Origin of the sequence: Clostridium cadaveris (genome assembly GCF_020911725.1) — a bacterium.
Classification (GTDB): Bacteria; Bacillota; Clostridia; order Clostridiales; family Clostridiaceae; genus Clostridium_X; species Clostridium_X cadaveris.
Genome location: NZ_CP076620.1, coordinates 78,989 through 105,246 on the forward strand (window position 1 = coordinate 78,989; position 26,258 = coordinate 105,246).

The following is a 26,258-nucleotide window of genomic DNA, read 5'->3' on the forward strand; positions in this document are numbered from 1 at the left end:
ACTATTGATATTACTAGCTTTACAAAGGTATTTGTGATATAATAAATACAAAGATAAATATAACATAAGTACCCCACTCTAAGAAGTGGAAGGCATTAAAAAGGCCACGGGAAATATATCAGTTTTAAGCTGAATATTATCCTGTGGTCTTTTTGTTTTATTAAAAAATAAAGGAGAATGAAAAATGGAAAAAAGAACAGGAACAGTAAAGAAAATAGTATCAGAAAGAGGATTTGGTTTTATTAAAGACCAGGAGAATGATTATTTCTTCCACTTTAGTAATATGGTAGATCCAGATAAGTTTAAGCAATTAGAAATAGGAGACAAGGTCGAGTTTGATATATCGCAGGATAAATCAAATAGAGAAGTTGCTATAAATATAAAAGGAGCAGATATATAAATGAGTAAAAAAAGTGAATTAATAAATACAATAAAAGCTTATAAAGAAAAACAGGAAGCTTTGAGTAATAAAATTTTAGAATTAAATAATAATAAAGAGCTTACACCAATAGGCGTAGAGCAAAGAATAAATAATCTTATAGAACCATTTGAAGCAGTGGCACAAAATGTACATGATAAAGCAATAGGAATATTAGATAGTGCTATAAAAGCATTAGAGGATAGGTGGAGAGCTAATACTACAGGTAAGCTATTAGATTCAAGTTATCAAATAGGATTATCTAATATAATAAAAATTATTGAAGCAGGAGCAATTACAAGTAAAGAAGATTTCATAAATATTATTGATGTATATAAAGATGATTATAATGCATTATCAATAATAAGAGAATTACTAGCTAACAATGGTAATGCGTTAGAATTGTTAATGCTAATACCTAAGGATAATAGAGAATACAACAAAAAAATATTAAATGATTTAAGAAATAATATAGAGAATTATATAAATCCGTTTAACATAAAAGCTTCAATATCTATGCCTTTAGATAGCATGATCCAGTTTATTGATACTAGATTAAGAGATGATTTTTCAGTAATTCCATGGGAAGAAGTGAGAGACTTATAACTTCATATAGAAAGAGAAAATAATAGTTAGTAAAGTGTTAAGGGGTTGAAAAAGCCCCTTTTTGGCTATTAAAAATCTGTTTAAAGCGTTGATATTACAGAGAATGAAAGGAGGGGTATACCCCCATGAGTGATAAAAAAATACGGCTAAGGCTAAGTACCCCTAGTGAAATAAGAAAGACCTTAGCAAGGATAACAAATATGATAGCTAATAATGAGATAGATACTAAAAAGGCTAATACGATTATATATTCATGTAATGCAATACTTAATAGCATAAGAACTGATGAACTTGAAAAGCAAGTTCAAGAGCTGGAGGACATGGTTAATGATAAATAAGAAGAGATTATCAAGAATTAAAAAAGAGTTAATAAAGGATATAGGAAAAATGGCAGTTATTAAATTTGCTGATGGTAGTGAATTGAAATTTATGGGAACTACAATACTTGAAGCTCTTGTACAATTGCCAGAAGAAACCGAATTTACAAGAGCAATAAGAAACAAAGAAATAGTTAGTTGTTCAGAGTTTTGGTTATTGGTTGATGTGCTACTACAATTAATTGACCATACAGATAAATAGATAGTTAGAGAGTATTTAAAAATATGAACTTTCTGAACGCCCTAAAAAGGTAGCTTACAAAACATACAATGCATACAAAGGAGTGAGAATGTGCTAAATAAAAGAAAGGTTAAAGACCTATATTTAGAAGGTTATAATGCTGTAGAAATAGCTAAGGAACTAAATGTAAGTACGGAATCAGTAAGGAAATGCATTCAAAGAAACTTTAGTAATCTAAAAAAAGAACATCTTAAGAGTAAAGCTGAGAAAAGAGATGTAGCCAGGTCTTTAAATCATGAATCTAATAAATACATGTCAGATAGAGCCTTCATCTTGAAAAATAGAAGTATATATAAAACACTGCATAATGGTGATATAGTGCTTAAGAAAGAAGCTTATGGAATAGTAACACATGATACCCCTAGAAGATTAGTGAATGAGAATAAGTGCACTTATTAAAGAGATCAGATAATGAACATGAAATCAACTTTAATAATTGATTGGAATATTTAAAGAAACGCTCCGTAAAAATAAGGAACGTTCCGAAAGATAAAAAGCTATAAACTTAACAAAACTTGACATTTACGTAATTAATAGAGTGCATTAACGAAACGACGAATAGGTGTATATGCTAGTTAAAAAGGAGGCAATGTATGACTAATGAAGAATTGATAATATCATATAGAGAAGGTAATAAAAAGGCACTGGATGAGCTTGTAGCAGTCAATCAAGGCATAATTAATAAGATAGCTAATAAGTATTATGGTATTAATAAAAAGCTTGAATTTGAGGACCTAACACAAGCAGGTAATGTAGGATTAATGAAAGCAGTAAATAGATATGATCCTAATTTAGAGAATGCAGCTCAGTTTATTACCTATGCGGTGTTTTGGATAGATAGATATATAAATATTGAAGTTAATGGACGTAGCTCCAGGGACGTAGAAAATGCAAAGCTAAATAATAGTTGTACTAGCCTTAATCAGTTTATTGGTGATGATAATGACACAGAACTTATAGAAATGATTGAGAGCAATTCTGATGATATTATGGTAATAGAGGATAGAATGTATTATGAGGAAATGAGAAACAATCTAGAAGCTGCTATGATGAAATCTAATAGCCTAGAAGAAAGAGAAGTATTAAAGTTTAAGTATGGGTGGAATGGTAATCCTATGACCTTAAAAGAAATCTCAGATATAATCACAATAAGTGAAGAAAAAACAAGACAATGCTATAATAGAGCCTTAAGGCGTTTAAGAAATAATATGGATCTAAGAAAATATTGGGTAAGAATATACATGGAAGAGTATGCAGCCTACAATGACAATACTTATAGTTATATAGATAAGAAAATAGATTTATTGGGATAGAGGACGTATTTAAGTGATATGTTCTCTTTTTTATAAAAACTATTTTGAAATACTTGACATTACGATATTAGATTCATTATATATAAATATATTTTTACAAAAGGAATTTAAATATTATTGTAGAAATGTAATATTAAGGAGGTTGAGAGTGATTAAATTGAATACTATGTTAAAAAACAAAAATAAATGGAGAAAGATACATGATATTTATATAAAAGATGAGAAAACTAAAGATAAATATACAGAAATTTATAATAATGTTAGAGATTATTATAAAAAGAAAATAAGGAGCAATGAAGATTTTATTATAGAAAGTGTGTATATAGATAGTGAGTTAAATAAATATTCAAATAAAAATGAAAATATCAAAATGGCATTAGTAAGCGGATTCTTTTCAGCTATAGTAGTTGCTTTAGTATCTAATCAAATTCCGACTATGTATCAAATGATTGAATCAATTATAAGTGTAATTAAACTAAATCTTACATATATAAGTTCAATAACTAATCTAAAACAAATATTAGTTTTATTAATTACATTTATAGTTTTAATATTTATGCTAGTTATTGCTACAGTACCAATAATTTTTCCTGTAATTGTTATTAATTTAGTGTATAAGAGACCAATAAATAAACAAAATGAATTAATTATTTATTATTCAATATGCAGAGAGATATTAGATGAGCTAAAATTTGAAAGAGATAATATTAAAAATTATAAGCATGGTAAAAGAAGAAGATAGTTAATTGAGATGAGGTTATTGTATGAAAAATAAAGTTTTAGAATTTGATAAAAGAAATGTGAGAATAGAAGAAATAAAAGAACATGTTAAGTTTTATATTGATAAAAGCAATGATGGATTTAAATTACTTTCAGATGGCAATAAAAAGGATGCTATGGAAGTGTTAAAAGAAATAAGGGATATTATGAAGTTAGAAAATAAATATTATAATAAATCTAAACTTGAAGATGTGATTTTAAGTAAGAAAGAGTATAACAATTACTGTAGTGCATTAAGAGATATATTAGCACATCAAATAAATACCAATTCTTATGACAATTTATCAAGTAACCTATATGATATAGAGGATTATATGATGTATTATTGTGCAGATATTTTATAGGATGAAAGTTTGATAAGTTATGAGAAATTAATTAAAATGCTGAAAAAATCAGCATAAATGAGATTGAAATAGGTAATTTAAATATATATCGCAATTGCGAAGTATACAAAAAAGTGATTTGGATATACTATAATATTAACAGAACTTGCAGCGCCTCTTAACAATGCGAACCGTGCAAGTTAGTGGAATGAAGTTTTTGTGAAATCCGCCGCGCCTCTTTACAATGCGAACCAGGCGGATTTTTTTATATATGGAGGATTAAATGGGGGAAGAAAAACATATAAAAAAACTTAAAGATCCTAAGACATTCAAAGAGCAACTTGAAATATTAAAGAGTAGAAATATGATAATTGAAAATGAGGATGAATGTCTCAAAATATTAAGTAGAACTAATTATTATAGACTTACAGCGTATGCTCTTCAATGTAAAGTAAATGATGATTATAATAATAAAATATCTTTTAATGAAATGTATCAAATATATATGTTTGATAAAAAATTAAGAAATTTAATTATGGAAATATTAGAAGGAATAGAAATTTCTCTCCGTACATATATGGCTTATAGTCTAGCAATGAAATATGGTCCAGAAGCACATGAAAAAGAAGAAGTATTTGACGACTTAAATTCATATAAGGGTTATTTTAATGCTCAACGTAAGTATGTTAAAGGGTTAAAGGATGAAATATCTAGTTCTATTTATAGTAGAAGAAGAGAATTGTTCATTAAGCATTATAAAAATGAATATGATGGACATTTTCCTATTTGGGTAATAGTTGAAGTACTTTCTTTTGGTGTACTATCAAGAATGTATTCTAATCTAAAAACTGATGATAAAAAGATAATAGCTCGTGGTGGATTTAATACTAGTGAATCTTTGTTAAGTGGCTGGGTGGACAATTTGTCCACTATGAGAAATACATGTGCCCATTATGGTAGATTATATAATAAAAAATTTACACCTATATCTATTCATTATAGATATAAGAAATTTAATTTAATTAACAATGGATTATTTGTATATATATTAGCTATAAAAGAATTGACATTAAATAAACAGGAATGGATTGCATTTCGAACTGGTCTAGAGTCATTAGTTGATGAGTATGAGGAATATATAGATTTAAAACTTATTGACTTTCCTGATAATTGGAAGGAAATACTGGATGTTAATTAGAATATATAAAATATTGTACTACGATTGTACTATTTCTTTGACTTAGTCCTTAAAAATAAAATTTGTAATAAAAATATAATCTTTATTAAATATAGATATATCAAGGCTTTAGATAATGTGACAAGCCTTGTATAAATTTAATAAGATATATAAAAATATTCCTACTGGGAGTACCATAAACAAAGGCTTAAACCTAAGTAAATAAAAGGTTTAAGCCTTTGTTATCTTTGTAATACTTTAATAAAAATTGTAATAATTCTTTTTGACACTCTATTTGATGTGAACTATCTTCTTAATAAATATATAATTATTTGAAATTAATTTACAATAATATACGATACTTTTAGTTAATGCTCCAATAGAAATTGTAAAAAAATTCATGTATTATTAAATTAATACCAAATGTTATAATTTAATATTTTAAATTATAATCAATATAAAATGTAAAATAAAGGAGATAAAGTATTGTTTATAAAAAAGCATCCTTATTTAATACTTTCTATTATATTCGGATTTATATCAGGAATCCTTTGGGCTTCATCTGTAATGGTTATGTATGAAGTTACTATGTTTTATCTAGTAATTATATTTATACCAATAGCATTAAGTTTATCTATATATTTTTTATATAAAAATCGTATGGAGACGATAAAATGTTTTCGAAATTCTTATTTGATTTCTCTAGCTTTAGGCTTTATGATATTTGATTATGTATTTATGGAATATTGGCATATAGATTATTTTTTATCTGGTTTTAATGGAATGGGGAATACAGTTAGATTAATAATTTTTCAGATGGGTTTAATATGTATTATTATGCTTTTATATTCAATATTATTTACACGGTTATCGAAAAAATTAGATAATAGGATGAAATAAATTTAAATATTGTTAAACTTTTCTATTTAGTGCTATTATAAACTTAAATATACATTCCACATAATAGATTTAATTTGTTTAAGGAAGTGTTTATAATGGGTAATGAAAAACTTATGGCATATGCTAGTAAGATATTATTAATGTTGGCATTAATAACATTAGTGGTGGGAGAAGTTTCTTATTATTACTTTAGAGAGTATGTTATGACTTTTGAGATAGTCTTTCTGATATTTTTATTTGTGCAATACAGTATAGTGAAAATTTTAAACAAAAGAAATGTAAAGTTTAATAATGATATTACAAGCAATATTAAAAAAATGAATAAAATAATTAAAGCTATGGTGATTGGAGTTATCGTAATATCTTTAATTTTAATAGTAATGCAGATTTTATAGGCAATTAAGCTGTAATCTTAAAGTAGAATTAAGGTTACAGCTTGTTTCATTATATGAGCAGTATGATAAAATATAATTAATAATTAATTGTAAATATGGATTATATTTGTATAGATTATATCTTGGTAAAATTATAAGATAAGCGAGGTGTAAATATGAAGATTAAATCATCAAATAAAATAATAATTTGTTTGATAATATCATTAGCTATAGTATCATTGCTAGGATGCGGAAATGGAACAAAAGATAAACTTAAAGCTGGAATTGACTATTTAAATAATGAGCAATATGAAGAGGCGAAAGAACAGTTTTCAGCTATTCTTGAAAAGGAACCAAATAATGAAGAGGCTATAACATTGAATGAAATAATAACAAAATTTATTAATGCAAAAGAGTCATATGAGAAAAATGATTTAAAAAAATCAAAGGAATACTTGGATGGGATTCCTGAAAAATATAGTGAGTACAACATAAAAGATAAAATAGATGATTTAAAGAATACCGTAGGTGAAAAGTTAGAGGAGATTAAAAAATTAAATTCCGCCTTAGATTACATAACAAATCTTCTTAAGGAAGACAAATTAGATGAGGCAAAACAAGAAATAGAAAAACTTAATGAAACTAAGATGCCAGAGGAAAAATCTAAAATTTTTGAGGGCTTAAAAACGGACTTAAATCTAAAATTAGTGAAAAAGGAAAATGAAGATAGACTGGAGAAGGAGAGAGCAGAAGAGATTAAGAAAAAGAATCAACAGAAAAAAATACTTAAAAATACAAAGAAAGTTCCAAAAGAACAAGGTGATATCTTGTATCAAAACAAAAATCTAGGTATTCAAATGAAGTTTCCTAGATCATGGGAAGGTCTCTATAGAATAGAGGAGACTGATACTAGTATAAGTGTCTTTGTAAAACAGCAGGTACAGCATTTTGATGGAGAAGGATTTTTATTTACTGTTAAGAAGTGGGAGAGTGAAAAAGATGAAGATGCTCTAGATACACTTTCACGTAATAAAAGATATATAGTTGCAAAAGGAATCAAATACGTTATAGGGGGACCAACAGGGGTTACTGAGTTTAGAGAAGATCCTGAATGGAAGAATTATAGAATGATGTCCTCAAGTAAGTATGGAGTTGGAGATACAATAGAGCCTATTAATTAATGAACAAAGTTAATAAGATTTTAGATTATTTTTAATTATTTAATCATTAAAAACTTGATATAATGAAATAGCATAGTAAAAATGATATTATAGTCATTTATATATGAAGATATCACTATTGACAAGGAGAATACCTATGATATTAAACAAATCTTTAAATCAATGGATTAAAGAGTCCCCATTAATTAATGACTTGATTAATTTAAAAGAAACCATTTGGATTAATCCGAAGAAAATCCCTTGTGAGGAAGCAATTAAAAATTTACCTATAACTATAGAAGATGTAATAGATGCTTCTAATAGGTTAGAAAGATTTGCACCATATTTAGCACTAGTATTTCCTGAAACTTCAGCTATGAATGGAATAATAGAGTCACCTTTAGTAGAGATACCAAAGATGCAGGCAGCTTTAAGAAAAGAAATAGGAAAAGATATTAAAGGTAAAATCATGCTAAAGTGTGATAGCCATCTTCCTATATCAGGCTCAATAAAGGCTAGAGGAGGAATATATGAAGTTTTAAAACATGCAGAAACTATAGCTATTGATAGTGGCATGTTAAACCTTCAAGATAATTATGAGATTTTAGCAGAGGAAAGATTTAAGCAGTTATTTTCTAGGTACTCAGTTGCAGTTGGGTCTACAGGCAATCTTGGATTGTCTATAGGCATAATGAGTGCAAAGCTTGGTTTTAAAGTATATGTGCATATGTCCGCAGATGCAAGACAGTGGAAAAAGGACATGTTAAGAAGCAAGGGCGTAAATGTAATTGAATATGATGATGACTATAGCTTAGCTGTTACAGAAGGCCGTAAGCAGGCAGAGAAAGATCCGTATTGCCACTTTGTAGATGATGAAAATTCTAAGGATTTATTTTTAGGATATGCAGTGGCAGCTCTTCGATTGAAAAAACAGTTAGAAGAGAAAAACATAGTAATTGACAATGAGCATCCTTTATTTGTTTATCTTCCATGTGGAGTAGGGGGAGGACCAGGAGGAGTTGCTTTTGGATTAAAGCTTATGTTTAAGGAAGCAGCACACTGTTTCTTTGCTGAACCTACCCATTCCCCATGTATGACATTAGGCTTAGCCACTGGATATCATGATAAGATAAGTGTACAAGATTTTGGAATTGATAATAAAACTGCAGCTGACGGTCTTGCAGTAGGAAGGGCTTCGAGCTTTGTAGGAAAAATAATAGAGCCATTTATAAGTGGAAGCTATACATTAACTGATGAAAAAATGTATCATTATTTAGCTATGCTAACAGATGAAGAGGGTATTAAGCTTGAACCTAGTGCGTTAGCAGGAATGAAGGGCTATGAAAATATAGCTGTGACTGATGAAGGCAAATTATATATTGAAAATGAAAATATAAAAGATTATATGGACGCTGCAACTCATATAGTGTGGGCAACAGGAGGAAATATGGTCCCGGAAGAAATAATGAAAGAGTATTATGACAAAGGAAAAGATATTTAGGAGGAATAAATAATGGCAGAAGTATTAAGTACAAAAATATTTACTTTTTATAAGCAAATAGAAGTTCCACAAAATTTAATGAAATTTTTAAATGCAGATGAAAGAGCTCTTTTTGGAGTTAAGACATTTAGAGATGCAGCTATATTTACGGATAAAAAGATATTAATATGTGATAAGCAAGGGATAACAGGAAAAAAGGTTGAATATTTTGCTATTCCTTACAGTAAAATAGTTACTTATTCTATTGAGACTGCTGGAAATTTTGATTTGGATGCGGAAATAAAGCTTACACTTCCAGGTGGTGTGAATATAGAATTTCAATTTATAAAGGATAGAAACATGGATGAACTTCTATTCAAGGTATTTAACACTATAGATAATTACGTTGCTAGATAATATTATAAAAGTAGCAGACAGATTTAATTTTAAAACTGTCTGCTACTTCTTTGAGGGTAAATATTATATTTATACTTCAAGCATATTTAGAATTTTTGAGGTTATCTGAGCATACTCAAGATTTCCTCTGTCTCTAGGCCTATCCATTTTTATATCTATAATTTCTCTTATTGTACCTGGATTTTTACCCATGACGATTATTCTATCAGCTAGGTATACAGCTTCATCAACTGAATGAGTAACAAATAATATGGTTTTCTTATTTTTTTCCCATATGTTTAAAAGTTCCTTTTGAAGAAGAATTCTAGTATAAGCATCTAAAGCACCAAAAGGTTCATCCATAAGAAGTACGTCTGGATTGTTTGCAAGAGCTCTTGCAATAGCAACTCTTTGTTGCATACCTCCAGAAAGCTCGTAAGGATATGCTTTTTCAAACTTGTCCATACTTATCATATTAAGATATTTACGAGCTATATCCCTTCTTTCATTTTTACTTAAACCCTTAAATTCAAGGCCAAGTGCTATATTATCTAGAACAGTCCTCCATTGAAGAAGAGAATAGTTTTGAAATACCATTCCTATATCAGAAGTTGGAGCGGTAATCTCCTTTCCCTTGTATGTAATAATACCTTCTGAGGCATTTTCCAAACTTGCTATGATTCTAAGCATTGTAGATTTTCCACATCCAGAAGGACCAACTATGCATATAAAGTCATTTTCTTTAATTTCCAGGGTAATATTTTTTAAGGCATTAACTTCTAAATTGTTGTTAGTTTTAAAAGTTTTACTTAAGTTTTTGATTTCTATGCAATTTTCCATAAGTTCACTTCCTATCTTATTTTATTCTGCCATGAGAAATGTCTCTTCTCTATAAGTCTATATATATAATCTAAGGAAGCTCCGATAAGACCTATACAAGTAACACCGGTTATTACTAAATCAGTTCTTCCAAGCTCGTAGGCATGAGTTATAAGATATCCAACTCCAGATAAGCTTCCAGGAAGCATTTCTGCAGAAACAAGACAAGACCAAGCAATTCCAAGACCAGTCCTTAATCCAGTTATTATAGTTGGAGCAGAAGCCGGAAGAAGTATTTTTAAAAATATATCTCTTTCACTTGCTCCTAAAACTTTTGCTGATTCTATTAATGTTTTTGGAACAGTTCTAACTGCAAATACTGTATTAGTCAATACAGGAAAGAAAGTTCCAAGACCTATTATAAAAACCATGGAAAATTTAAAGTTGTTTAGGAATGCTTGCATTTCTCCTCCTGGAAGGTTAAAAATAGTAGCAAAGCTTGAAACACCAAACCATGCTAAAACTAGTGGAACCCATGCTAGAGGAGGTATTGGTCTAAATATATTTATAAATGTATTGAACAATCCATAAACCTTATTTTTATATCCCATAAGAAGCCCCAAAGGAATAGCTAAAATAACTCCAGCTGTATATCCTAAAATAACTCTTATAAGACTTACAAAAATATTTGTAGGAAGAGAGCCAAGACCTATAAAATCTTGAGTTGCATGAGCAAAATTGTTTAATACAGAAGATATCTTTGGTAGGATAACTTCGTTTCCTATTTTGTTGGAAAGAATACCCCACATAATCAAAAACATTATAGGAACGATAAGTCCATATAGCGTAGTTTTGAAGTCTTTTGTTTTCAATTAATTTAGCCTCACTTTCGAAAAAAGCTCCCTAATGGTATTTAGGAAGCTTTTAAAATTACTTATTATCTAGATATCTGAAGTCAAATGCTTTTTCTTTAACTTTGTCAAAGCTTAAGCCCTTTAATTCGCCATTAAATTTGTTCATTTCATTTAGTTTTTCAACATATATTCCTATTCCATTTAGCCATTTATCAGATGGAGTAGTAAAGAAGTTTATTTGGCATTTTTTTATTGTATCAGCAGATACTCCTATTACTTCAGACATTATTTTTGCAACCTCATCTTTATTTTCTGAGCAGTATTTTGCATTATCACTCACTAGTTTTGTAAGAGCTTTTGTAACTTCTGGATAATCATTTATAGCTTTATCTGTAGCTGCAAATACACAGCATGGGAAGTCTGTCCATTGTCCATCTTCAGGAAAATCCTTTAAAGTTAAAGCGATTTCGCCAACCCCTTTTTCCTCAGCTGCTTCTGGATGATGAGATGGTCCAACCCAAGCATCTACTTGTTTGCTTGTTAGAGAAGGAAGAAGGTTATTTGATCCTTTTAAATCTACTAGCAATACATTTGCTGAATTATCAGCTGGATCTTCAGTAACTTTTAAGCCTTGAGCTTTTAATACTGATTCAATAACTATTCTTGGCCCGCTTACTGGTGAGTGATATCCTATCTTAACAGGAGTCTTTGAATCTAGGATATGTTTTTTTACAGCATCCCAAGTTTTTAGGTTACTTTCAGGAGGAAATACTAATGCTATACCATCGCTTTGGAATGGTGCTGCAATTTTTAGTTTAGCTCCATTATCTACAGCGGTTAAGAAAGCTGTGTTAGATCCAAAGCCATAGTCAACGTGACCTTGGCTCATTAAATTAGCGGTTTCAGATCCTCCTTTGCTTATTACAAAGTTTAAAGTTGCTATCTTTTTATCGTTTTCAATTAATTCAAACTTGTCCTTAGAAAGAGCATTAAGATATACTCCTGATTTTTTGAAAGCATCTGGATTTTTTACTACTACATTCATTACACCTGTATGTAATTCATTTCCCCAACTCATAGTAAGCTCCGGAATTTCTTTTTCTTTGTCTTTGCTACTTGCGGAAGCGTTATTTCCACATCCAGCTAATCCGAGCATTATGACAGATGTTAATAACGCTAAAATTTTCTTTTTCATTTTCGTCCCCCCAAAAATTAATAAATCATTTAATAATCAAGCTTTATTATATTATTTATAGGATATATGTCTAATTGTAAAATTAGATTTGAAATTGTAAGGCCATTTGATTTTTAAATAGATGGAATAAATATCAAATAAATAAAAATAAAAAAATAAGATTACACGAAAAACATTTGAAATTAACTAAAAATTTACTTATTTTTGATATTTATTATTACAAAGGGGATGGCTGTCAATATATATTTAATATTTGTATGAATAATTTGAAGTATATTAGTGAAATAAATGATAGAAAAGCAAATTTATCTAGAAAAATAAATTATTTAAATAAATTGTCTAAGATAAATATAGAAAAATCTCCTTTAGTTAATTATTATAAAAATCCCGAAAAAGCTAAAGATATTATTGAAAGAGAGGTGTTATTTATGGGAAAGAAAAATAATAAGAAAAAACACATAAATCATAATCCTCGAGTAGAGAGTGCAAAGGCGACATTTGGAGAACCAAAGGCTCATGATGATGAGTTTACGCCACATTTATTTAAGCAAAATAGCAAATATTAAAAAATAAAAATCAATAAAAAAGAACGAATACAAATATATTCGTTCTTTTTAGTCATTTGTTAAATCCACTCTAAATACATATTTATCGCCACGAACTATAGAATACGTATACTCTACTAGTATACCTTCTTCATAAGAGAATCTCTCTAGAAGCGTACAAGGAATTTTAGGTGTAATTCCTAAAAGGTGGCATTGGCAGCTAGTTGGGATAACTGGTCTAAAAGTCTCCATGGCTTTGTCCATTTTTAATGAATAGGTAGTAGCAAGGTAATTATATAGTGAATCTTTTTCTAATATATCTGTACTTATCCTATAAAATCTGCTTTTCGGAAGATATGTTATCTCAATCATAAGCGATGAATCTTTTGCACTTCTCAGTCTTGTAATTTTGTGAAAAAGCTCTCCTTTTTCTCTATTCAAAGTTGAAGCTAAATACTCATCTAAGGCTATCACTTCATAGCTTACAACACTGTTATCTATATAAATATTACTTCTTTTTAGCTCTTCTGTGAAAGAATAGAACTTATATAGTGGCTGTTCGAAGACTTGAGGTTTCACAAAGGTTCCTCTGCCTTGAACTTTGTATATATATCCGCTATTCTGGAGCATTATGAGGGCCTGTCTTATAGTGGAACGGCTTACATGGTAAAGTAAGCAAAGTTCCCTTTCAGAAGGAAGAGAAGAATTCTCAGAGTATTTGCCTTTTTTTATATCGGATAATAGGCTTGAATATATATTCATGTACAAAGAATTATCACCCATTTAAAGACCTCCATGTAAGTATTTCTATATACATAATATAACATAAAATAATATTCATTACTATAAAAAACCATACCAGTTGCATAATTGGTATGGTTTTTAAAATGTAATAACATCAAGGATTGGGCGTTAATTTCAGAAAATATTGAAAGTAATGGGATTAAAAAAATATAATATAGTTGCTTAAGGATTTTCGTTAAAAAATTTTGCATATAGTTTTAATAAAAAATAAATTAATAAAAATAGGGAGATGGGGTTATGGATAAAATTCTTTCAACAAGAGCTATGCTTTTAAAGGCTAAGCAAGAAGGTTATGCAGTGCCAGCTTTTAATATACACAACATGGAAACATTGCAAGTTGTAGTAGAAACAGCCGCTGAGATGGGTTCACCTGTTATAATTGCAGGAACACCTTCAACAATAACTTACGCAGGAGCAGAGTATATAAAAGCCATGGCGGAAGTTGCTGCTGAAAAGTACAATATACCAATTGCTATCCATCTAGACCACTTTGAAGATGTGGAGGAAATAAAACATGATATAGATGTTGGATTTAGATCATGTATGATTGATGCTTCAAAGGAGGCTTTCGAAAATAATATAACTACAGTTAAAGAGGTTGTAGATTATGCGCATAGATTTGATTGTACTGTAGAAGCTGAGCTTGGAAAGCTGGGAGGCCAAGAGGATGACTTAGTGGTTGATGAAAAAGATACTATGTATACAAACCCTAAAGATGCAGTAGAATTTGTTAAAGCTACAGGAGTTGATTCTCTTGCAGTAGCAATAGGAACTGCACATGGATTATATAAAGGGGAACCAAAACTTGATTTCGAAAGATTACAAAAAATAAGAGATATGGTAGATGTACCATTAGTTTTGCATGGAGCTTCTGATGTGCCAGATGAACTCGTACAAAAGGCTATCTCTTTAGGAATATGTAAGGTAAATATAGCAACAGACCTTAAAATACCATTTTCTGATGCTGTAAAAAAATATTTCAATGAGCACCCAGAGGCAAATGACCCAAGAAAATACATGACACCAGGAAAAGAAGCTATGAAGAAGATAGTTCAGCATAAGATAAATGTATGTGGAAGTGCTAATAGATATTAAGGAAAATGGTGATCTGATATGATATTGGTAGTAAATCTTAATGCATCTGTGGATAAGAGATATGAGATGACAGATCTTGAAAAAGGTGATGTTATGAGAGCAACTCATGTAGAAAACACACCAGGAGGAAAAGGCATACACGTTGCTAATGTGGCTACAAAATTAAATGAACAATGCTTAGTAACAGGCTTTCTAGGTGGAAAAACTGGAGAGTTTATAGAAGAAAAATTAAAAGAATATAATATAACTCAGGACTTCGTTAAAATTCAAGGAGAAACCAGAGAATGTCTAGCTATAATAACTGATGATTTAGTGCAAACAGAGATATTAGAGCCTGGTCCAGAAGTCACTGAGGAAGAAAAATATAGATTAATTGAAAAATATAAGGAGCTTTTAAAGTCTTGTGATATGGTAGTAGCATCAGGCAGTATGCCAAGAAACATTTCAAAGGACTTTTATAAGACATTAATTGAAATTGCACATTCATATGGTAAGAAATTCTTATTAGATACAAGTGGTGAATCTCTAAGGCTTGGAATTGAAGCAAAACCTTTTTTATAAAGCCTAATAAGGATGAGATCGAGGCTCTTACTGGAAGAAAAGTTCAAAGCGATAAAGATGTCATAAGTGAAATAAAAGAACTTCAAGTTAAAGGAATCAAACTTGTAGCAGTATCCTTAGGTTCTGAAGGAGCTATGGCAGGATGCAAAGGAAGGATATATAAAGTAACACCTCCTAAGGTAAATGCAGTAAATCCTGTAGGTTCGGGAGATTCATTTGTTGCAGGAATAGCTGTTGCAATAGAAAGAGGATACTCTATAGAAGAAGTTTTAAGATATGCCTCTGCTTGCGGAACAGCAAATGCCATGGAAAAAGAAACTGGCAGTGTGCAGAGAAAAGTTGTAGAAAGCTTACTAAAGGACATAGAGGTTACAGAAGTAGTAGATTAGTTAAAAGTTAATATATAGTAGTTAAGAGTTTCGTAGAAAATTGAGAAGTGAAAAGTTCTTAAAATAATTAAAAATAAAAAGCTGGTAAGACAGCAATGGTTTAGGAAAATTTAAGAGTCCTTAAGTCATTGCTGCCTTTTATTTTTTGGAGTGAAGGCACATTAAGAGTTTATGAAATAAATTTAATTTTATGCAAAAGTATTTATAAAATCATTTTAGTTAAAAAATTTATTCGCATCTTTTTAAACAGCTTTAAAGAATTTAGCTTTTCCTATTTGGACTACATCATCTGATGAAAGTTCAAAGTTTATATCTGAGACTTTTACTCCGTTAACTTTTACTCCGCCTTGTTTTACTAATCTTTTAGCCTCACTGTTTGATGGAGCAAAATTTGAGGAGACCATAGCTGATATTAAACTAGAATTTTCAGATATAGAAACTTCTTTTAAATCCTCAGGGATTAAATTCTTTTGGAATATATTTTTGAAAGCTTCTTCAGCACTTTGGACCTCAGATTCATCATGGTATAAGGCTACTATTTCTCTTGCAAGCCTCATTTTGATATCACGAGGATTAACTGATCCATTTTTAAGAGATTTTTCTATTTCGTCTACAACATCAGGATGAAGGTCTGTAGCAAGATTAAAGTATTTTATTATAAGGCTATCTGGAACCTTCATTACTTTTTCGTACATGACATTAGCATCTTCCGAAATTCCAATGTAATTTCCGAGGCTCTTGCTCATCTTTTCTACTCCATCTATACCTTCCAATATAGGCATAAATAGTGCATTTTGCTGACGAAGATTGTATTCCTTTTGAATGGTTCTTCCCATAAGCACATTAAATTTCTGGTCTGTTCCACCAAGCTCTATATCAGCTTTTATAGCAACAGAGTCAAAGCCTTGCATTAGTGGGTAGAAGAATTCATGAATACCTATTGGAAGGTGCTTATTCATTCTATTTTCAAAGTCATCTCTCTCAAGCATTCTAGCAACAGTGTACTTTGAAGAAAGCTCTATGACATCTCTAAAATTAAGCTTATCAAGCCATTCACTGTTGAAACGAAGGTCTGTTTTTTCCCTATCAAGTATCTTAAATATTTGTTTTTCGTAAGTTTTTGCATTTTCTAAAACCTGATCTTTTGTAAGAGGTTTTCTTGTCTTTGATTTTCCTGAAGGGTCTCCTATCATTCCAGTGAAGTCACCAATTATTATTACAGCCTTGTGACCAAGGTCTTGAAGCTGTTTTATCTTTCTCAAAACTACAGCGTGACCTATATGAATATCAGGAGCACTAGGGTCAAGACCTAGCTTCACAGTCAAAGGTTTACCTTCCTTAAGTTTTTCTTTTAACTCATCAAGGGCTATGACTTCATCTGCACCTTTGCTTATTATTTTTATTTGTTCATCTACATTTACATTTATCATAATTATATTTAGTTTAGCTAAATTATAAGAGCCTAAACTAAATGTTCACATCCTTTCTATCAAACATTTTGATTATAAGTTATTTATAATAGTCCACTTTAAATTCGAGCAAACAAAAAAGCCCTCATCCTTATAAAAAGGACGAGAGCTATAAAATTCTACTCACGCGGTACCACCTTAAATTTACCAATATATTGCTATATCGATCTTATCAAGCACGATGTCATAATTACTAACCATACTACTATACTACAAAACATGATGCTCTATCCTTTTAACGGTGGAAGAATACCGACAACAGCCTACTCTCACAATGGATTTTGGTGTGCTGCTCAGAGATGTATTCCTTTAAGTTTCTTTGCCCCTTTCACCAACCGGGAACTCTCTGTAAAAGAAATGATATAAAGTACTAGTTCTCTTCAAAGCTTTAACTTATTCATTTTTAAGAAATTATAGCACTGATAAACAGACAAGTCAATATATATAGAAAAATTAAATTCATTTTAGAAATCTTTAATTGTAGCCATGAGGACAAGTATCACTTATACTATTAATGTGAAGGGAGAGGATAAATATGAAAGATATTAAAGATTTTGAAGCAGTTATATTTGATATGGATGGTACAATACTTGACTCTATGGGAATGTGGGCGAGTTTGGGTTCCGATTTTTTAAAGAGTTATGGGGTAAATCCTCCAAGTGATATAGATGATATTATAATGCCTATGGGAATGTATGAGTCAGCAAAGTATTTTGTTGATAACTTTGATATAGATCTTACTGTAGAAGAAATAGTAAAGCAGGTGTATGCTTCTATAGAAAATCAGTATAAGCATCATTTACAATTAAAACCTTTTGTTTATGATTACTTTAAATCACTTCATGAAAAAGGAATCAAGATGTGTGTGGCTACAGCTACTGACAAGACACTAGCAGAAGCAGTTTTAAAAAGAGTTGGAGCTTTAGAGTTCTTAGAGTTTGTAATAACCTGTGATGAAGTTGGTGTTGGAAAAGAACAGCCTACAATATACTTAAAGAGTGTGGAAGGATTAGGCTCAACTGTAGAAAACACAGTGATTTTTGAAGATGCAATTCACTGTATAAACACAGCAAAAAAAGCTGGATTTACTGTAGTTGGAGTTCATGATATATCGTCAGCGAAACATATGGACATGCTTAAAGAGAAATGTGATAAATATATAATGGGATATGAAGAGCTAGTATAGATAGTAGAGCTTTAACTTGATTGTTTCAAGTTAAAGCTTTTTTTGTGTAAATATTAAGAAGATAAACTTAATTTATTGGGTAAAAAATACATTAGTGTATAATTAATGTATTGATAAAAATATTGAGAGGTATTTTAAATGAATAAGGAGATTATGAAAAAGTGGTATCTATTGGAATTTGGAGTGATTATAATCATGATGGTCGGATGGATAAATCATATTTCAATAATAGTCTGCGGCTATAATATACTTCAAAATAACAAATGGATATTACAAATTGAAACTATTCTTGGAATACTCATTGTTATAGCTGGATTTTGGGCAGAAAGAAAAGATAGAATTTCCTTAAAAGACTTACTAAAGGATAAGAACTTTAAAATCTTATTTGTGGTATGTGTAGTACTTTTTGTAGGAAAATTTACTTTTGATTTTATTTAGACTGAATTAACAAAAAAAGATGATTTCAACATTAAAAGCTGAAACCATCTTTTTTTAAGCTCCGGGAGGAGGCATTTCCTCAGGTGGTTCATAGACTTTACCGCATATTGCTAGGTAAGTTATGCTTACATCATAAGTAGCTCTATTTGAACTATCATTATTTTTATTAAATACATTAGCATCTAAATCATGAAGTATTCTGTGAGTTATGACTAAGCATTGAAGATTTTCTGTATTTGAAGCATCTTCTAAGTTTAAAGCTGCCCTTTCAAGGTCGAATTTCAGGCAATCCCAATCCTCTTTATCTGATGCTTTTTTGAGTTCTTCCGCGTAAGATTTACAGGAGTTATAAAAGTTTTCATCTGGGGTATTATCATAACATATAGAGTCATTTAATGCATTGTGAATATTAGTTATTAATGATATAGTTTCTCTTTTTACGGAAGATACATGATTATTAATTGATGAAGTCGTATCTGATATTCGTATACCATTATCTTTAGCCTTAGCTTCTTCTTTTTCATATTCTATGTAGCTCAAATAACCATAAAAGCTAATAAAAAATGTTGCGATTAAAACACACGTAACAATTAAAAAAAATAATAATTTCGGGTTGATGTGGAAATTTTTTTCTGATTTTACTTTATCATCTTCTATAAATATCACCCCTTTTATAATCATAATAACCATATGTGTATACATATTATTATATTAATAAAAGCTATATAATATGCTATAATAAGCCTATAGTGTATTTTTAGATTAATATGCTTTTTTTAGTATAAAATTAGAAAAATATGCTATAATTAAAATTATTGTACTAAAATAATAGGGTAATATATTAGAATATTAGGAGTGTGGTATGTTTTGGGACCCTCGACAGTTCAGATTTTGATGTTGATTGTATTAATTATGCTATCATGTTTTTTCTCTGCTTCAGAAACGGCACTTATGTCGCTAAGCAAGATTAGAATAAAGCATATGGTAGAAGAGGGGATAAAAGGAGCCTCGACGATTGAAAAGCTTTTAGAAAATCCTAACAAGCTTTTAAGCAGTATCCTTGTAGGAAATAATTTGGTAAATATCGGAGCCTCAGCTCTTGCAACTTCAATTGCCATTGATATATGGGGAAATGAAGGGGTAGCTTTAGCAACAGGTATTATGACAATTTTGGTATTGATATTTGGAGAAATAACTCCAAAGACCTTGGCAGTTCAAAATTCAGAAAAGATATCATTGAAGATTGCAAAGACTATATCCTTTGTAGTTATATTATTTAAACCTATAGTTGTTGTATGTAACTTCATTTCATCTCCATTTATAAAATTATTTGGAGGAAAAACTCATGGTACTCAGCCTTATATAACTCAAGAGGAGTTAAAAACTATGGTTGATGTAAGTGAAGAAGAAGGAGTACTTGAGGGACAAGAAAAAGAAATGATATTTAATGTTTTTGAGTTTGGAGACCTTCAAGTTAAGGATGTTATGGTTCAAAGAGTTGACATAACAGCTTTAGATGTGAATTCGACTTATGACGAGGTTATGGAAACTATAAAGCGTGATCAATTTTCCAGAATTCCTATATATAAAGAAACTATAGATGAGATAATAGGAATACTAAATCTAAAGGATTTGGTATTATTAGATAATAAAGATGGTTTTTCAGTAGAGAGTCTTATGAGAGAGCCTTACTATACTTATGAATTTAAGAAAATTATGGATTTATTCAGAGAGATGCAAAAGGAAAGAGCATACATGGCTATAGTGCTTGATGAATATGGCGGAACTGTAGGTATAGTTACTATGGAAGACTTAGTTGAAGAGATAGTTGGGGAAATCGAAGATGAATACGATGACGAAGAGGAAAAGGAAATTGAAGTCATCAAGGAAGACGAGTATGTTGTTGTAGGAAGTATTAGAATAGATGACCTTAATGATCTAATAGGAACCTCTATGGAATCTGAAGAGTTTGATTCTATAGGAGGATTTATCATAGGAGAGATAGGCAGATTCCCTGAAGTTGGCGAAGAGATCCAATATCAAAATATAAAATTCGTCATAGAACAGGTTGATAAAAATAGAATAATGAAGATAAGAATATTTACGTAACAATAAGGGTAGTATCAAAATGGTACTGCCCTTTATGATATTATCAGTGTTGGAAATGAGGTAATAGCTTGAATTATATGGAAGAGGCTTTAAAGGAAGCAAGGAAAGCAAAGGAAAAGGGGGAGGTACCGGTTGGTGCAGTAATTGTAAAGGATGGAGAGATAATTGCCAGAGCCCACAATTTAAAAGAAGAAAGGAAATCAGCTCTGTGTCATGCAGAGATTTTGGTTATTGAAGAAGCTACGAAGGTTATAGGTGATTGGAGATTAAATGGATGTATTATGTATGTGACCTTAGAACCATGTCCTATGTGTGCAGGGGCGATACTCCAGTCAAGAATATCAGAAATAAATATAGGAACTTTTGATCCTACTGCAGGAGCCTGTGGATCAGTCATAAATGTGATAGAAAATCCTTATCTCAACTCATCTATAAAGGTAAATTGGATTTACAGCGATGAGTGTAGTGAGATTTTAACTGAATTTTTTAAAGCAAGAAGAGAAGAGAGCAGAAGAAAGCTGTAATGCGGCTTGAGGCTGGACAATATAATTCTTCCTTAAAACTTGTTATAGATATTTCGAGAGCTGTTCATGCACCTATAGAAGAAATATTTATATTTGATAGCTAAGGCGAATATATATTAGAAGTTCAATATTTGATATAATATTAAGTAAAATAAGGGATATAAATAAGGAGGAAAATTAAGGTGGAAAAACAGCAATATATTTGTCCAAAATGTGGATACGATCATTATGAACATGACCAATTTCAAGCTACAGGAGGTAATTTTGCAAAAATTTTTGATGTGCAGAATAAAAAGTTTACAACTATCTCTTGTAAGCAATGTGGATATACCGAATTATACAAGGTTCAGGGATCTGATGGATGGGACATTCTTGATTTCCTTATGGGTTAAAAACATTAATATACAATGGAGCATAATTTTTTATTATGCTCTTATTTTTTTGTAATAATGTATGAAGAAATAGGGGATAGTAAATAATAATCTAAATAGAACCATAAACTTAGAGGAGGTTTTATTATGCAAATACAGTCAATATGGAGCAGCACTTCTGATATGCCATCATTTAAGAAATTAGAATCAGATTTGAATACGGATGTACTCATAATCGGCGGAGGAATTGCAGGGATACTGTGTGCTTATTTTTTAAAAGAGTCAGGAATAGATTATGCTTTAGTAGAAGGAAAGACTATATGCAGTGGTATTACAAAGAATACTACCGCAAAGATAACATCCCAACATGGACTCATTTATGATAAACTCCTAAATGATATAGGTGTAGAGAAGGCAAAGATGTATCTAAAAGCAAATGAAACTGCTGTAAAAAAGTATATGGATCTATGTAGGAATATAGATTGTGATTTTGAAGAAAAGGATGCCTATGTTTACTCATGTGATAATAAAGAAAAGATAGAAAAAGAAATTGATGCTTTAAATAAACTTGGATTTAATGCCGAGTTTAAGAATCAGATTCCACTACCGCTTGAAATTGAAGGAGCAATAAAGTTTAGTAATCAAGCACAGTTTAATCCTCTTAAATTTATTCAACATATTTCAAAGGGACTTAACATTTACGAAAACACATTTGTAAAAAATATAGAAGGAAATACTGCAATATATGATGGAGGAAAAATCACAGCAAAGAACATAATCGTCACTACTCATTTTCCATTCATAAATATACATGGAAGTTACTTTTTAAAAATGTATCAACATCGTTCTTATGTAATTGCAATTGAAGGAGCTCCCGATATAGATGGCATGTATTTAGATGAAAATGAGAAAGGGTTATCTTTTAGAAATTATAAAAATTTACTTCTTATTGGAGGCGGTTCTCACAGAACGGGCACAGAAGGCGCTAACTGGAATGAGCTGCGTGAATTTTCAAGACTAAATTATACTGATGCAAAAGAAATATATGCTTGGGCTACTCAAGACTGCATGACTCTCGATGGTATGCCATACATAGGGCAATACTCAGCAACGACACCTAATTTATATGCTGCTACAGGATTTAATAAATGGGGTATGACTTCAGCTATGGTATCAGCAATAATGTTAACGGATATGGTTAGAGGAAAGGCTAATGAATATGCGGAAATATTTTCTCCTAGCAGAAGTATATTGAAAGGTCAACTTTTAGTAAATGGTTTTGAAGCAACAATAAATCTTCTTAATTTTTCAGCTAAAAGGTGCCCACATTTAGGATGTGCTTTAAAATGGAATAATGCAGAACATACTTGGGATTGTCCATGTCATGGCTCAAGATTTACTGAAGAAGGCAAACTCATAGATAATCCAGCAACAGGGAATATTAATTTAGATAAGTAATTTTAATATATTGTTATACGGAGGGATATCATGGATAGAAATACTAACAATGATGTAAAAATAACTACTTATGACAAACTTTTAAGAGCATGGCAAAATTCAATGGAGTTAGCTAGAGACTTTGAAGTTCATTCAAAGGAAGTAAAAGATAATAAAAATGTAAAAGAAGCTTTTGCTAAATTTGCAGAAGATGAGTGTCTTCATGCAGCAAGATTTAGAGAATTATTATTAGAATATCAAAATAAATAAATTAGAAAATAGAGCTTTAGCAAAATCTAAGGCTCTATTTTGATGATTAGTAATAAAAAGAATTAAAGGATAATTAATATTACTTGACAATTCGAATGGAAAAGATATAATTATTTTAGGAATATTTAACTATGGTAAAATTTATATATTTTTTATCGTGAGTAGCGGAATTTTTTTGTAAAATAATTTTTAATGTGGAGGATTACATGAGCAAACATCTATCAAAAGACATTAGAGTTCCAATAGAATTGGACAACCCTTCGATTCAAAGATTTGAGGAGAAGTGTATAAAATGTGGTATGTGCAAAAATATATGTACAGAGTATATAGGGGTACATGATAGTTATTCTTTAGAAGATACAAATGATAAAGCTATATGTATAAATTGTGGCCAATGTGCCAACGTATGTCCTGTGGCAAGCATAACGGAAAAATACGAGTATCATGATGTAGAAAAAGCTATAATGGATAAAGATAAAATTGTAATTTTCAATACCTCGCCTTCTGTTAGAGTAGCATTAGGAGAAGAGTTTGGACTTGAAGATGGAAGTTTTGTTCAAGGAAAGATGGTTTCCATGCTTAGAAAGCTTGGAGGAAACTATGTACTAGATACAAACTTTGCAGCTGATCTTACAATTGTAGAGGAAGCTAGCGAGTTAATTGAACGTATAACAAAAGGAGATAAACCTTTGCCTCAGTTTACAAGTTGCTGTCCATCTTGGGTTAAATATGCAGAGACTTATTATCCAGACATAATTCCAAATATATCAACGGCAAAGAGCCCTATAGGAATGCAAGGACCTACTGTAAAAACTTATTTTGCAACGAAAATGGGAATAGATCCAAGAAAAATTGTGAATGTAGCTGTGACTCCATGTACTGCAAAGAAATTTGAAATACGTAGAAATGAAATGAATGCTGCAGGAAAATATCTAAATATAGAAGATATGAGAGATATGGATCATGTTATAACTACAAGAGAACTAGCGTTATGGGCTAAGGAAAAAAATATAGACTTTTCATCATTAGAAGATTCAAATTATGATAAACTTATGGGAGAGGCATCTGGTGCAGGAGTTATATTTGGTAATACAGGTGGTGTAATGGAAGCTGCATTAAGAACTGCTTATGAGTTTATAACAAAAGAAAAAGCTCCAGCAGATTTCTATAGATTAGAAGCTATAAGAGGCCTTGATGGAATTAAGGAAGCAACTCTTAATATAGGGGATACAGAGATTAATATAGCGGTAGTTTATGGAACAAATAATGCATCAAAAATGATAGGTCACATAAAAGACTCTAGTAAGCAGTATCATTTTATAGAAGTAATGACATGTCCAGGAGGATGCATTGGTGGAGGTGGACAACCTAAGGGTGCTCAATTTAAAGGTGATGAGCTTCGTGCAAAACGCATAGAAGGATTATACAAGCGTGATAGTGAAATGGAACTACGATCAAGTCATGAAAATGAAGAAATTAAGGCTTTATACAAGGAATTCTACTGTGAGCCATTAAGTGAACTTGCAGAGAAAATATTACATACAAGCTACTTGGATAGAAGTAGTGATTTAGGAGGGAAAAATATGAGTACAACAACTGTAAAATATCGCTGCAAAATATGTGGATATATTCATGAAGGAGAGCTTCCAGAAGATTTTATATGTCCAATATGTAAACAACCTGCTTCTGCTTTTGAAAAGATTGAAGAAAAAGTAGAAAACGCAGAGAAAAAAGGAATCAAAGGAACTAAATCTGAAAAGAACTTAATGGAAGCTTTTGCTGGGGAGTCTCAAGCAAGAAATAAGTATACTTACTTTGCTTCTGTTGCAAAGAAAGAAGGGTATGAGCAATTAGCAGAAATATTCCTTAAGACAGCAGAGAATGAAAAGGAACATGCCAAGTTATGGTTTAAGGCTCTTGGAGAATTAGGAAATACAGCTGAAAATCTTTTACATGCTGCTGAAGGCGAAAATTATGAGTGGACTGATATGTATGATCGTTTTGCAAAGGATGCTGATGAAGAAGGCTTCTCAGAACTTGCAGCACAATTTCGTGCAGTAGCAAAAATAGAAAAGTCTCATGAAGAAAGATATCGTGCATTACTTAATAATGTAGAGATGCAAAAAGTATTTGAAAAGTCAGAAGAGACTATGTGGGAGTGCCGTAATTGCGGACATTTAGTAATGGGTAAAAAAGCACCAGAAGTATGTCCAGTATGTTTTCATCCTCAAAGTTTTTTTGAAGTAAGAAAAGAAAATTATTAATATAAAAGAATCGTCTATTATTTCGAATAGACGATTCTTTTTAATATATCACGTGAATCAATAAGAAGATCATATTTATTAGATAGACCTTGGGATTCTCCACGTCTAAGAGGCTCTAATATTTCTATAACTATTTTAAGCATAGGAGTTATCTCTAAATTTGATATGACTCCCTTAAGAGTGTGAGAGCAGTCAAAAGCTAGTGAGATATCATTGTTTCTTATAGATTCACCAAGTTTTTTAAATGTTTCATCATCTATAAGCATTTTCAAACATTCTAAATAAAGAGTTTCATCATTTAAAAATCTATTTAAGGCGGTTTCTACGTCACAGCCCCAATTTAAAAGATTATATTTAATAGTATTTGTCATAATAATAAATCC

33 protein-coding genes and 1 other annotated feature are annotated in these 26,258 nt (G+C 30.5%); of the genes, 26 read left to right on the forward strand and 7 right to left on the reverse strand.

Annotated elements, in window-relative coordinates; all coding sequences use genetic code 11:
* The first annotated feature begins 184 nt into the window (after nucleotides 1-184).
* The 14 genes from KQH81_RS00350 (at nucleotide 185) to KQH81_RS00415 (ending at nucleotide 9,566) form a co-directional block, all read left to right on the forward strand.
* Nucleotides 185-400: a cold-shock protein gene (locus KQH81_RS00350; protein ID WP_230028632.1), complete on the forward strand. Its 216-nt coding sequence runs from the start codon at nucleotides 185-187 to the stop codon at nucleotides 398-400.
* Nucleotides 401-1,024, forward strand: coding sequence for a hypothetical protein (locus KQH81_RS00355; protein WP_230028634.1), 624 nt, complete (start codon nucleotides 401-403; stop codon nucleotides 1,022-1,024).
* A gap of 125 nt (nucleotides 1,025-1,149) precedes the next feature.
* On the forward strand, nucleotides 1,150-1,362 hold the full coding sequence (locus KQH81_RS00360) for a hypothetical protein (RefSeq protein ID WP_230028637.1): 213 nt from the start codon (nucleotides 1,150-1,152) through the stop codon (nucleotides 1,360-1,362).
* Nucleotides 1,352-1,603, forward strand: a complete 252-nt coding sequence (locus tag KQH81_RS00365) for a hypothetical protein (protein WP_230028638.1) — start codon at nucleotides 1,352-1,354, stop codon at nucleotides 1,601-1,603. The genes KQH81_RS00360 and KQH81_RS00365 overlap by 11 nt, the downstream gene beginning before the upstream one ends.
* 90 nt (nucleotides 1,604-1,693) lie before the next feature.
* Nucleotides 1,694-2,041, forward strand: a complete 348-nt coding sequence (locus tag KQH81_RS00370; RefSeq protein WP_230028640.1) for a DNA-binding response regulator — start codon at nucleotides 1,694-1,696, stop codon at nucleotides 2,039-2,041.
* 194 nt (nucleotides 2,042-2,235) lie between these two features.
* Nucleotides 2,236-2,955, forward strand: coding sequence for a sigma-70 family RNA polymerase sigma factor (locus KQH81_RS00375; RefSeq protein ID WP_230028642.1), 720 nt, complete (start codon nucleotides 2,236-2,238; stop codon nucleotides 2,953-2,955).
* 148 nt (nucleotides 2,956-3,103) lie between these two features.
* Complete coding sequence (locus KQH81_RS00380; RefSeq protein ID WP_230028643.1) at nucleotides 3,104-3,697, forward strand: hypothetical protein; 594 nt, start codon at nucleotides 3,104-3,106, stop codon at nucleotides 3,695-3,697.
* Between the two features lie 22 nt (nucleotides 3,698-3,719).
* Nucleotides 3,720-4,079: a hypothetical protein gene (locus KQH81_RS00385; RefSeq protein WP_230028645.1), complete on the forward strand. Its 360-nt coding sequence runs from the start codon at nucleotides 3,720-3,722 to the stop codon at nucleotides 4,077-4,079.
* Nucleotides 4,080-4,341: 262 nt separating this feature from the next.
* Complete coding sequence (locus tag KQH81_RS00390) at nucleotides 4,342-5,256, forward strand: Abi family protein (RefSeq protein ID WP_230028647.1); 915 nt, start codon at nucleotides 4,342-4,344, stop codon at nucleotides 5,254-5,256.
* Nucleotides 5,257-5,721: 465 nt separating this feature from the next.
* Entirely contained in the window at nucleotides 5,722-6,135 is a 414-nt protein-coding gene (locus KQH81_RS00395; RefSeq protein ID WP_027639489.1) for a hypothetical protein, read from the forward strand.
* A 95-nt stretch (nucleotides 6,136-6,230) separates the two neighbouring features.
* On the forward strand, nucleotides 6,231-6,530 hold the full coding sequence (locus KQH81_RS00400) for a hypothetical protein (RefSeq protein WP_027639488.1): 300 nt from the start codon (nucleotides 6,231-6,233) through the stop codon (nucleotides 6,528-6,530).
* Nucleotides 6,531-6,685: 155 nt separating this feature from the next.
* Nucleotides 6,686-7,690 (forward strand): hypothetical protein, encoded by a 1,005-nt coding sequence (locus KQH81_RS00405; RefSeq protein WP_230028649.1) that lies wholly within the window; start codon nucleotides 6,686-6,688, stop codon nucleotides 7,688-7,690.
* Between the two features lie 136 nt (nucleotides 7,691-7,826).
* Nucleotides 7,827-9,170 carry a D-serine ammonia-lyase gene (locus KQH81_RS00410; protein WP_035771058.1) on the forward strand — a complete coding sequence of 448 codons (1,344 nt, stop codon included), beginning with the start codon at nucleotides 7,827-7,829 and terminating at the stop codon, nucleotides 9,168-9,170.
* Nucleotides 9,171-9,182: 12 nt separating this feature from the next.
* A complete protein-coding gene (locus tag KQH81_RS00415; RefSeq protein ID WP_027639485.1) occupies nucleotides 9,183-9,566 on the forward strand; it encodes a PH domain-containing protein in 384 nt (127 codons plus the stop codon).
* A 69-nt stretch (nucleotides 9,567-9,635) separates the two neighbouring features.
* Here KQH81_RS00415 and KQH81_RS00420 read toward each other — a convergent pair whose 3' ends face one another.
* Genes KQH81_RS00420 through KQH81_RS00430 form a run of 3 tightly spaced genes read right to left on the reverse strand, consistent with a single transcriptional unit; the run spans nucleotide 9,636 to nucleotide 12,413 of the window.
* Nucleotides 9,636-10,385, reverse strand: coding sequence for an ABC transporter ATP-binding protein (locus KQH81_RS00420; RefSeq protein WP_027639484.1), 750 nt, complete (start codon nucleotides 10,383-10,385; stop codon nucleotides 9,636-9,638).
* Nucleotides 10,386-10,396: 11 nt separating this feature from the next.
* Nucleotides 10,397-11,236, reverse strand: a complete 840-nt coding sequence (locus KQH81_RS00425; RefSeq protein ID WP_027639483.1) for an ABC transporter permease — start codon at nucleotides 11,234-11,236, stop codon at nucleotides 10,397-10,399.
* A 58-nt stretch (nucleotides 11,237-11,294) separates the two neighbouring features.
* Nucleotides 11,295-12,413, reverse strand: coding sequence for an ABC transporter substrate-binding protein (locus KQH81_RS00430; protein ID WP_051196319.1), 1,119 nt, complete (start codon nucleotides 12,411-12,413; stop codon nucleotides 11,295-11,297).
* A 257-nt stretch (nucleotides 12,414-12,670) separates the two neighbouring features.
* Between KQH81_RS00430 and KQH81_RS17700 the strand changes: the two genes are divergently transcribed.
* On the forward strand, nucleotides 12,671-12,979 hold the full coding sequence (locus KQH81_RS17700; RefSeq protein WP_035771055.1) for a CPC_1213 family protein: 309 nt from the start codon (nucleotides 12,671-12,673) through the stop codon (nucleotides 12,977-12,979).
* A gap of 48 nt (nucleotides 12,980-13,027) precedes the next feature.
* Here the strand turns inward: KQH81_RS17700 and KQH81_RS00440 are convergent, their stop codons facing one another.
* Entirely contained in the window at nucleotides 13,028-13,741 is a 714-nt protein-coding gene (locus tag KQH81_RS00440; RefSeq protein WP_027639482.1) for a GntR family transcriptional regulator, read from the reverse strand.
* Between the two features lie 258 nt (nucleotides 13,742-13,999).
* Here KQH81_RS00440 and KQH81_RS00445 point away from each other — a divergent pair, with 258 nt between their 5' ends.
* From KQH81_RS00445 to KQH81_RS17555, 3 genes are read left to right on the forward strand one after another with little or no spacing between them, the layout of a single operon-like run.
* A complete protein-coding gene (locus tag KQH81_RS00445; RefSeq protein WP_022788141.1) occupies nucleotides 14,000-14,857 on the forward strand; it encodes a tagatose bisphosphate family class II aldolase in 858 nt (285 codons plus the stop codon).
* An 18-nt stretch (nucleotides 14,858-14,875) separates the two neighbouring features.
* Entirely contained in the window at nucleotides 14,876-15,418 is a 543-nt protein-coding gene (locus KQH81_RS17550) for a 1-phosphofructokinase family hexose kinase (RefSeq protein ID WP_268254216.1), read from the forward strand.
* Between the two features lie 17 nt (nucleotides 15,419-15,435).
* Nucleotides 15,436-15,807, forward strand: coding sequence for a PfkB family carbohydrate kinase (locus KQH81_RS17555; RefSeq protein WP_268254227.1), 372 nt, complete (start codon nucleotides 15,436-15,438; stop codon nucleotides 15,805-15,807).
* A 242-nt stretch (nucleotides 15,808-16,049) separates the two neighbouring features.
* Here KQH81_RS17555 and tyrS read toward each other — a convergent pair whose 3' ends face one another.
* Entirely contained in the window at nucleotides 16,050-17,237 is a 1,188-nt protein-coding gene (gene tyrS / locus KQH81_RS00455; RefSeq protein WP_035771051.1) for a tyrosine--tRNA ligase, read from the reverse strand.
* Between the two features lie 134 nt (nucleotides 17,238-17,371).
* Nucleotides 17,372-17,669, reverse strand: a binding site (T-box leader).
* A gap of 142 nt (nucleotides 17,670-17,811) precedes the next feature.
* Here tyrS and KQH81_RS00460 point away from each other — a divergent pair.
* Together KQH81_RS00460 and KQH81_RS00465 are read left to right on the forward strand one after the other, a co-directional pair.
* Nucleotides 17,812-18,462 (forward strand): HAD family hydrolase, encoded by a 651-nt coding sequence (locus KQH81_RS00460; protein ID WP_027639480.1) that lies wholly within the window; start codon nucleotides 17,812-17,814, stop codon nucleotides 18,460-18,462.
* A 138-nt stretch (nucleotides 18,463-18,600) separates the two neighbouring features.
* The gene (locus KQH81_RS00465; protein WP_027639479.1) at nucleotides 18,601-18,900 is read left to right on the forward strand and encodes a hypothetical protein; all 300 of its coding nucleotides are present in this window, start codon (nucleotides 18,601-18,603) and stop codon (nucleotides 18,898-18,900) included.
* Between the two features lie 54 nt (nucleotides 18,901-18,954).
* Here KQH81_RS00465 and KQH81_RS00470 read toward each other — a convergent pair whose 3' ends face one another.
* Entirely contained in the window at nucleotides 18,955-19,440 is a 486-nt protein-coding gene (locus tag KQH81_RS00470; protein WP_155850317.1) for a hypothetical protein, read from the reverse strand.
* Between the two features lie 327 nt (nucleotides 19,441-19,767).
* Here KQH81_RS00470 and KQH81_RS00475 point away from each other — a divergent pair, with 327 nt between their 5' ends.
* From KQH81_RS00475 to rbr, 6 genes are all read left to right on the forward strand, one after another.
* Nucleotides 19,768-21,009, forward strand: coding sequence for an HlyC/CorC family transporter (locus KQH81_RS00475; RefSeq protein WP_027639477.1), 1,242 nt, complete (start codon nucleotides 19,768-19,770; stop codon nucleotides 21,007-21,009).
* A 68-nt stretch (nucleotides 21,010-21,077) separates the two neighbouring features.
* Nucleotides 21,078-21,533: a nucleoside deaminase gene (locus KQH81_RS00480; protein ID WP_027639476.1), complete on the forward strand. Its 456-nt coding sequence runs from the start codon at nucleotides 21,078-21,080 to the stop codon at nucleotides 21,531-21,533.
* 182 nt (nucleotides 21,534-21,715) lie between these two features.
* Nucleotides 21,716-21,925, forward strand: coding sequence for a zinc ribbon domain-containing protein (locus tag KQH81_RS00490; RefSeq protein ID WP_027639475.1), 210 nt, complete (start codon nucleotides 21,716-21,718; stop codon nucleotides 21,923-21,925).
* Between the two features lie 132 nt (nucleotides 21,926-22,057).
* Nucleotides 22,058-23,362 (forward strand): FAD-dependent oxidoreductase, encoded by a 1,305-nt coding sequence (locus tag KQH81_RS00495; RefSeq protein WP_027639474.1) that lies wholly within the window; start codon nucleotides 22,058-22,060, stop codon nucleotides 23,360-23,362.
* A gap of 30 nt (nucleotides 23,363-23,392) precedes the next feature.
* Nucleotides 23,393-23,611, forward strand: a complete 219-nt coding sequence (locus tag KQH81_RS00500) for a hypothetical protein (protein WP_027639473.1) — start codon at nucleotides 23,393-23,395, stop codon at nucleotides 23,609-23,611.
* Nucleotides 23,612-23,817: 206 nt separating this feature from the next.
* A complete protein-coding gene (gene rbr / locus KQH81_RS00505) occupies nucleotides 23,818-25,875 on the forward strand; it encodes a rubrerythrin (RefSeq protein WP_230028651.1) in 2,058 nt (685 codons plus the stop codon).
* Nucleotides 25,876-25,892: 17 nt separating this feature from the next.
* On the opposite strand, the gene KQH81_RS00510 is transcribed toward rbr, so the two are convergent.
* Nucleotides 25,893-26,246 (reverse strand): Hpt domain-containing protein, encoded by a 354-nt coding sequence (locus tag KQH81_RS00510; RefSeq protein ID WP_027639471.1) that lies wholly within the window; start codon nucleotides 26,244-26,246, stop codon nucleotides 25,893-25,895.
* Nucleotides 26,247-26,258 lie beyond the last annotated feature (12 nt).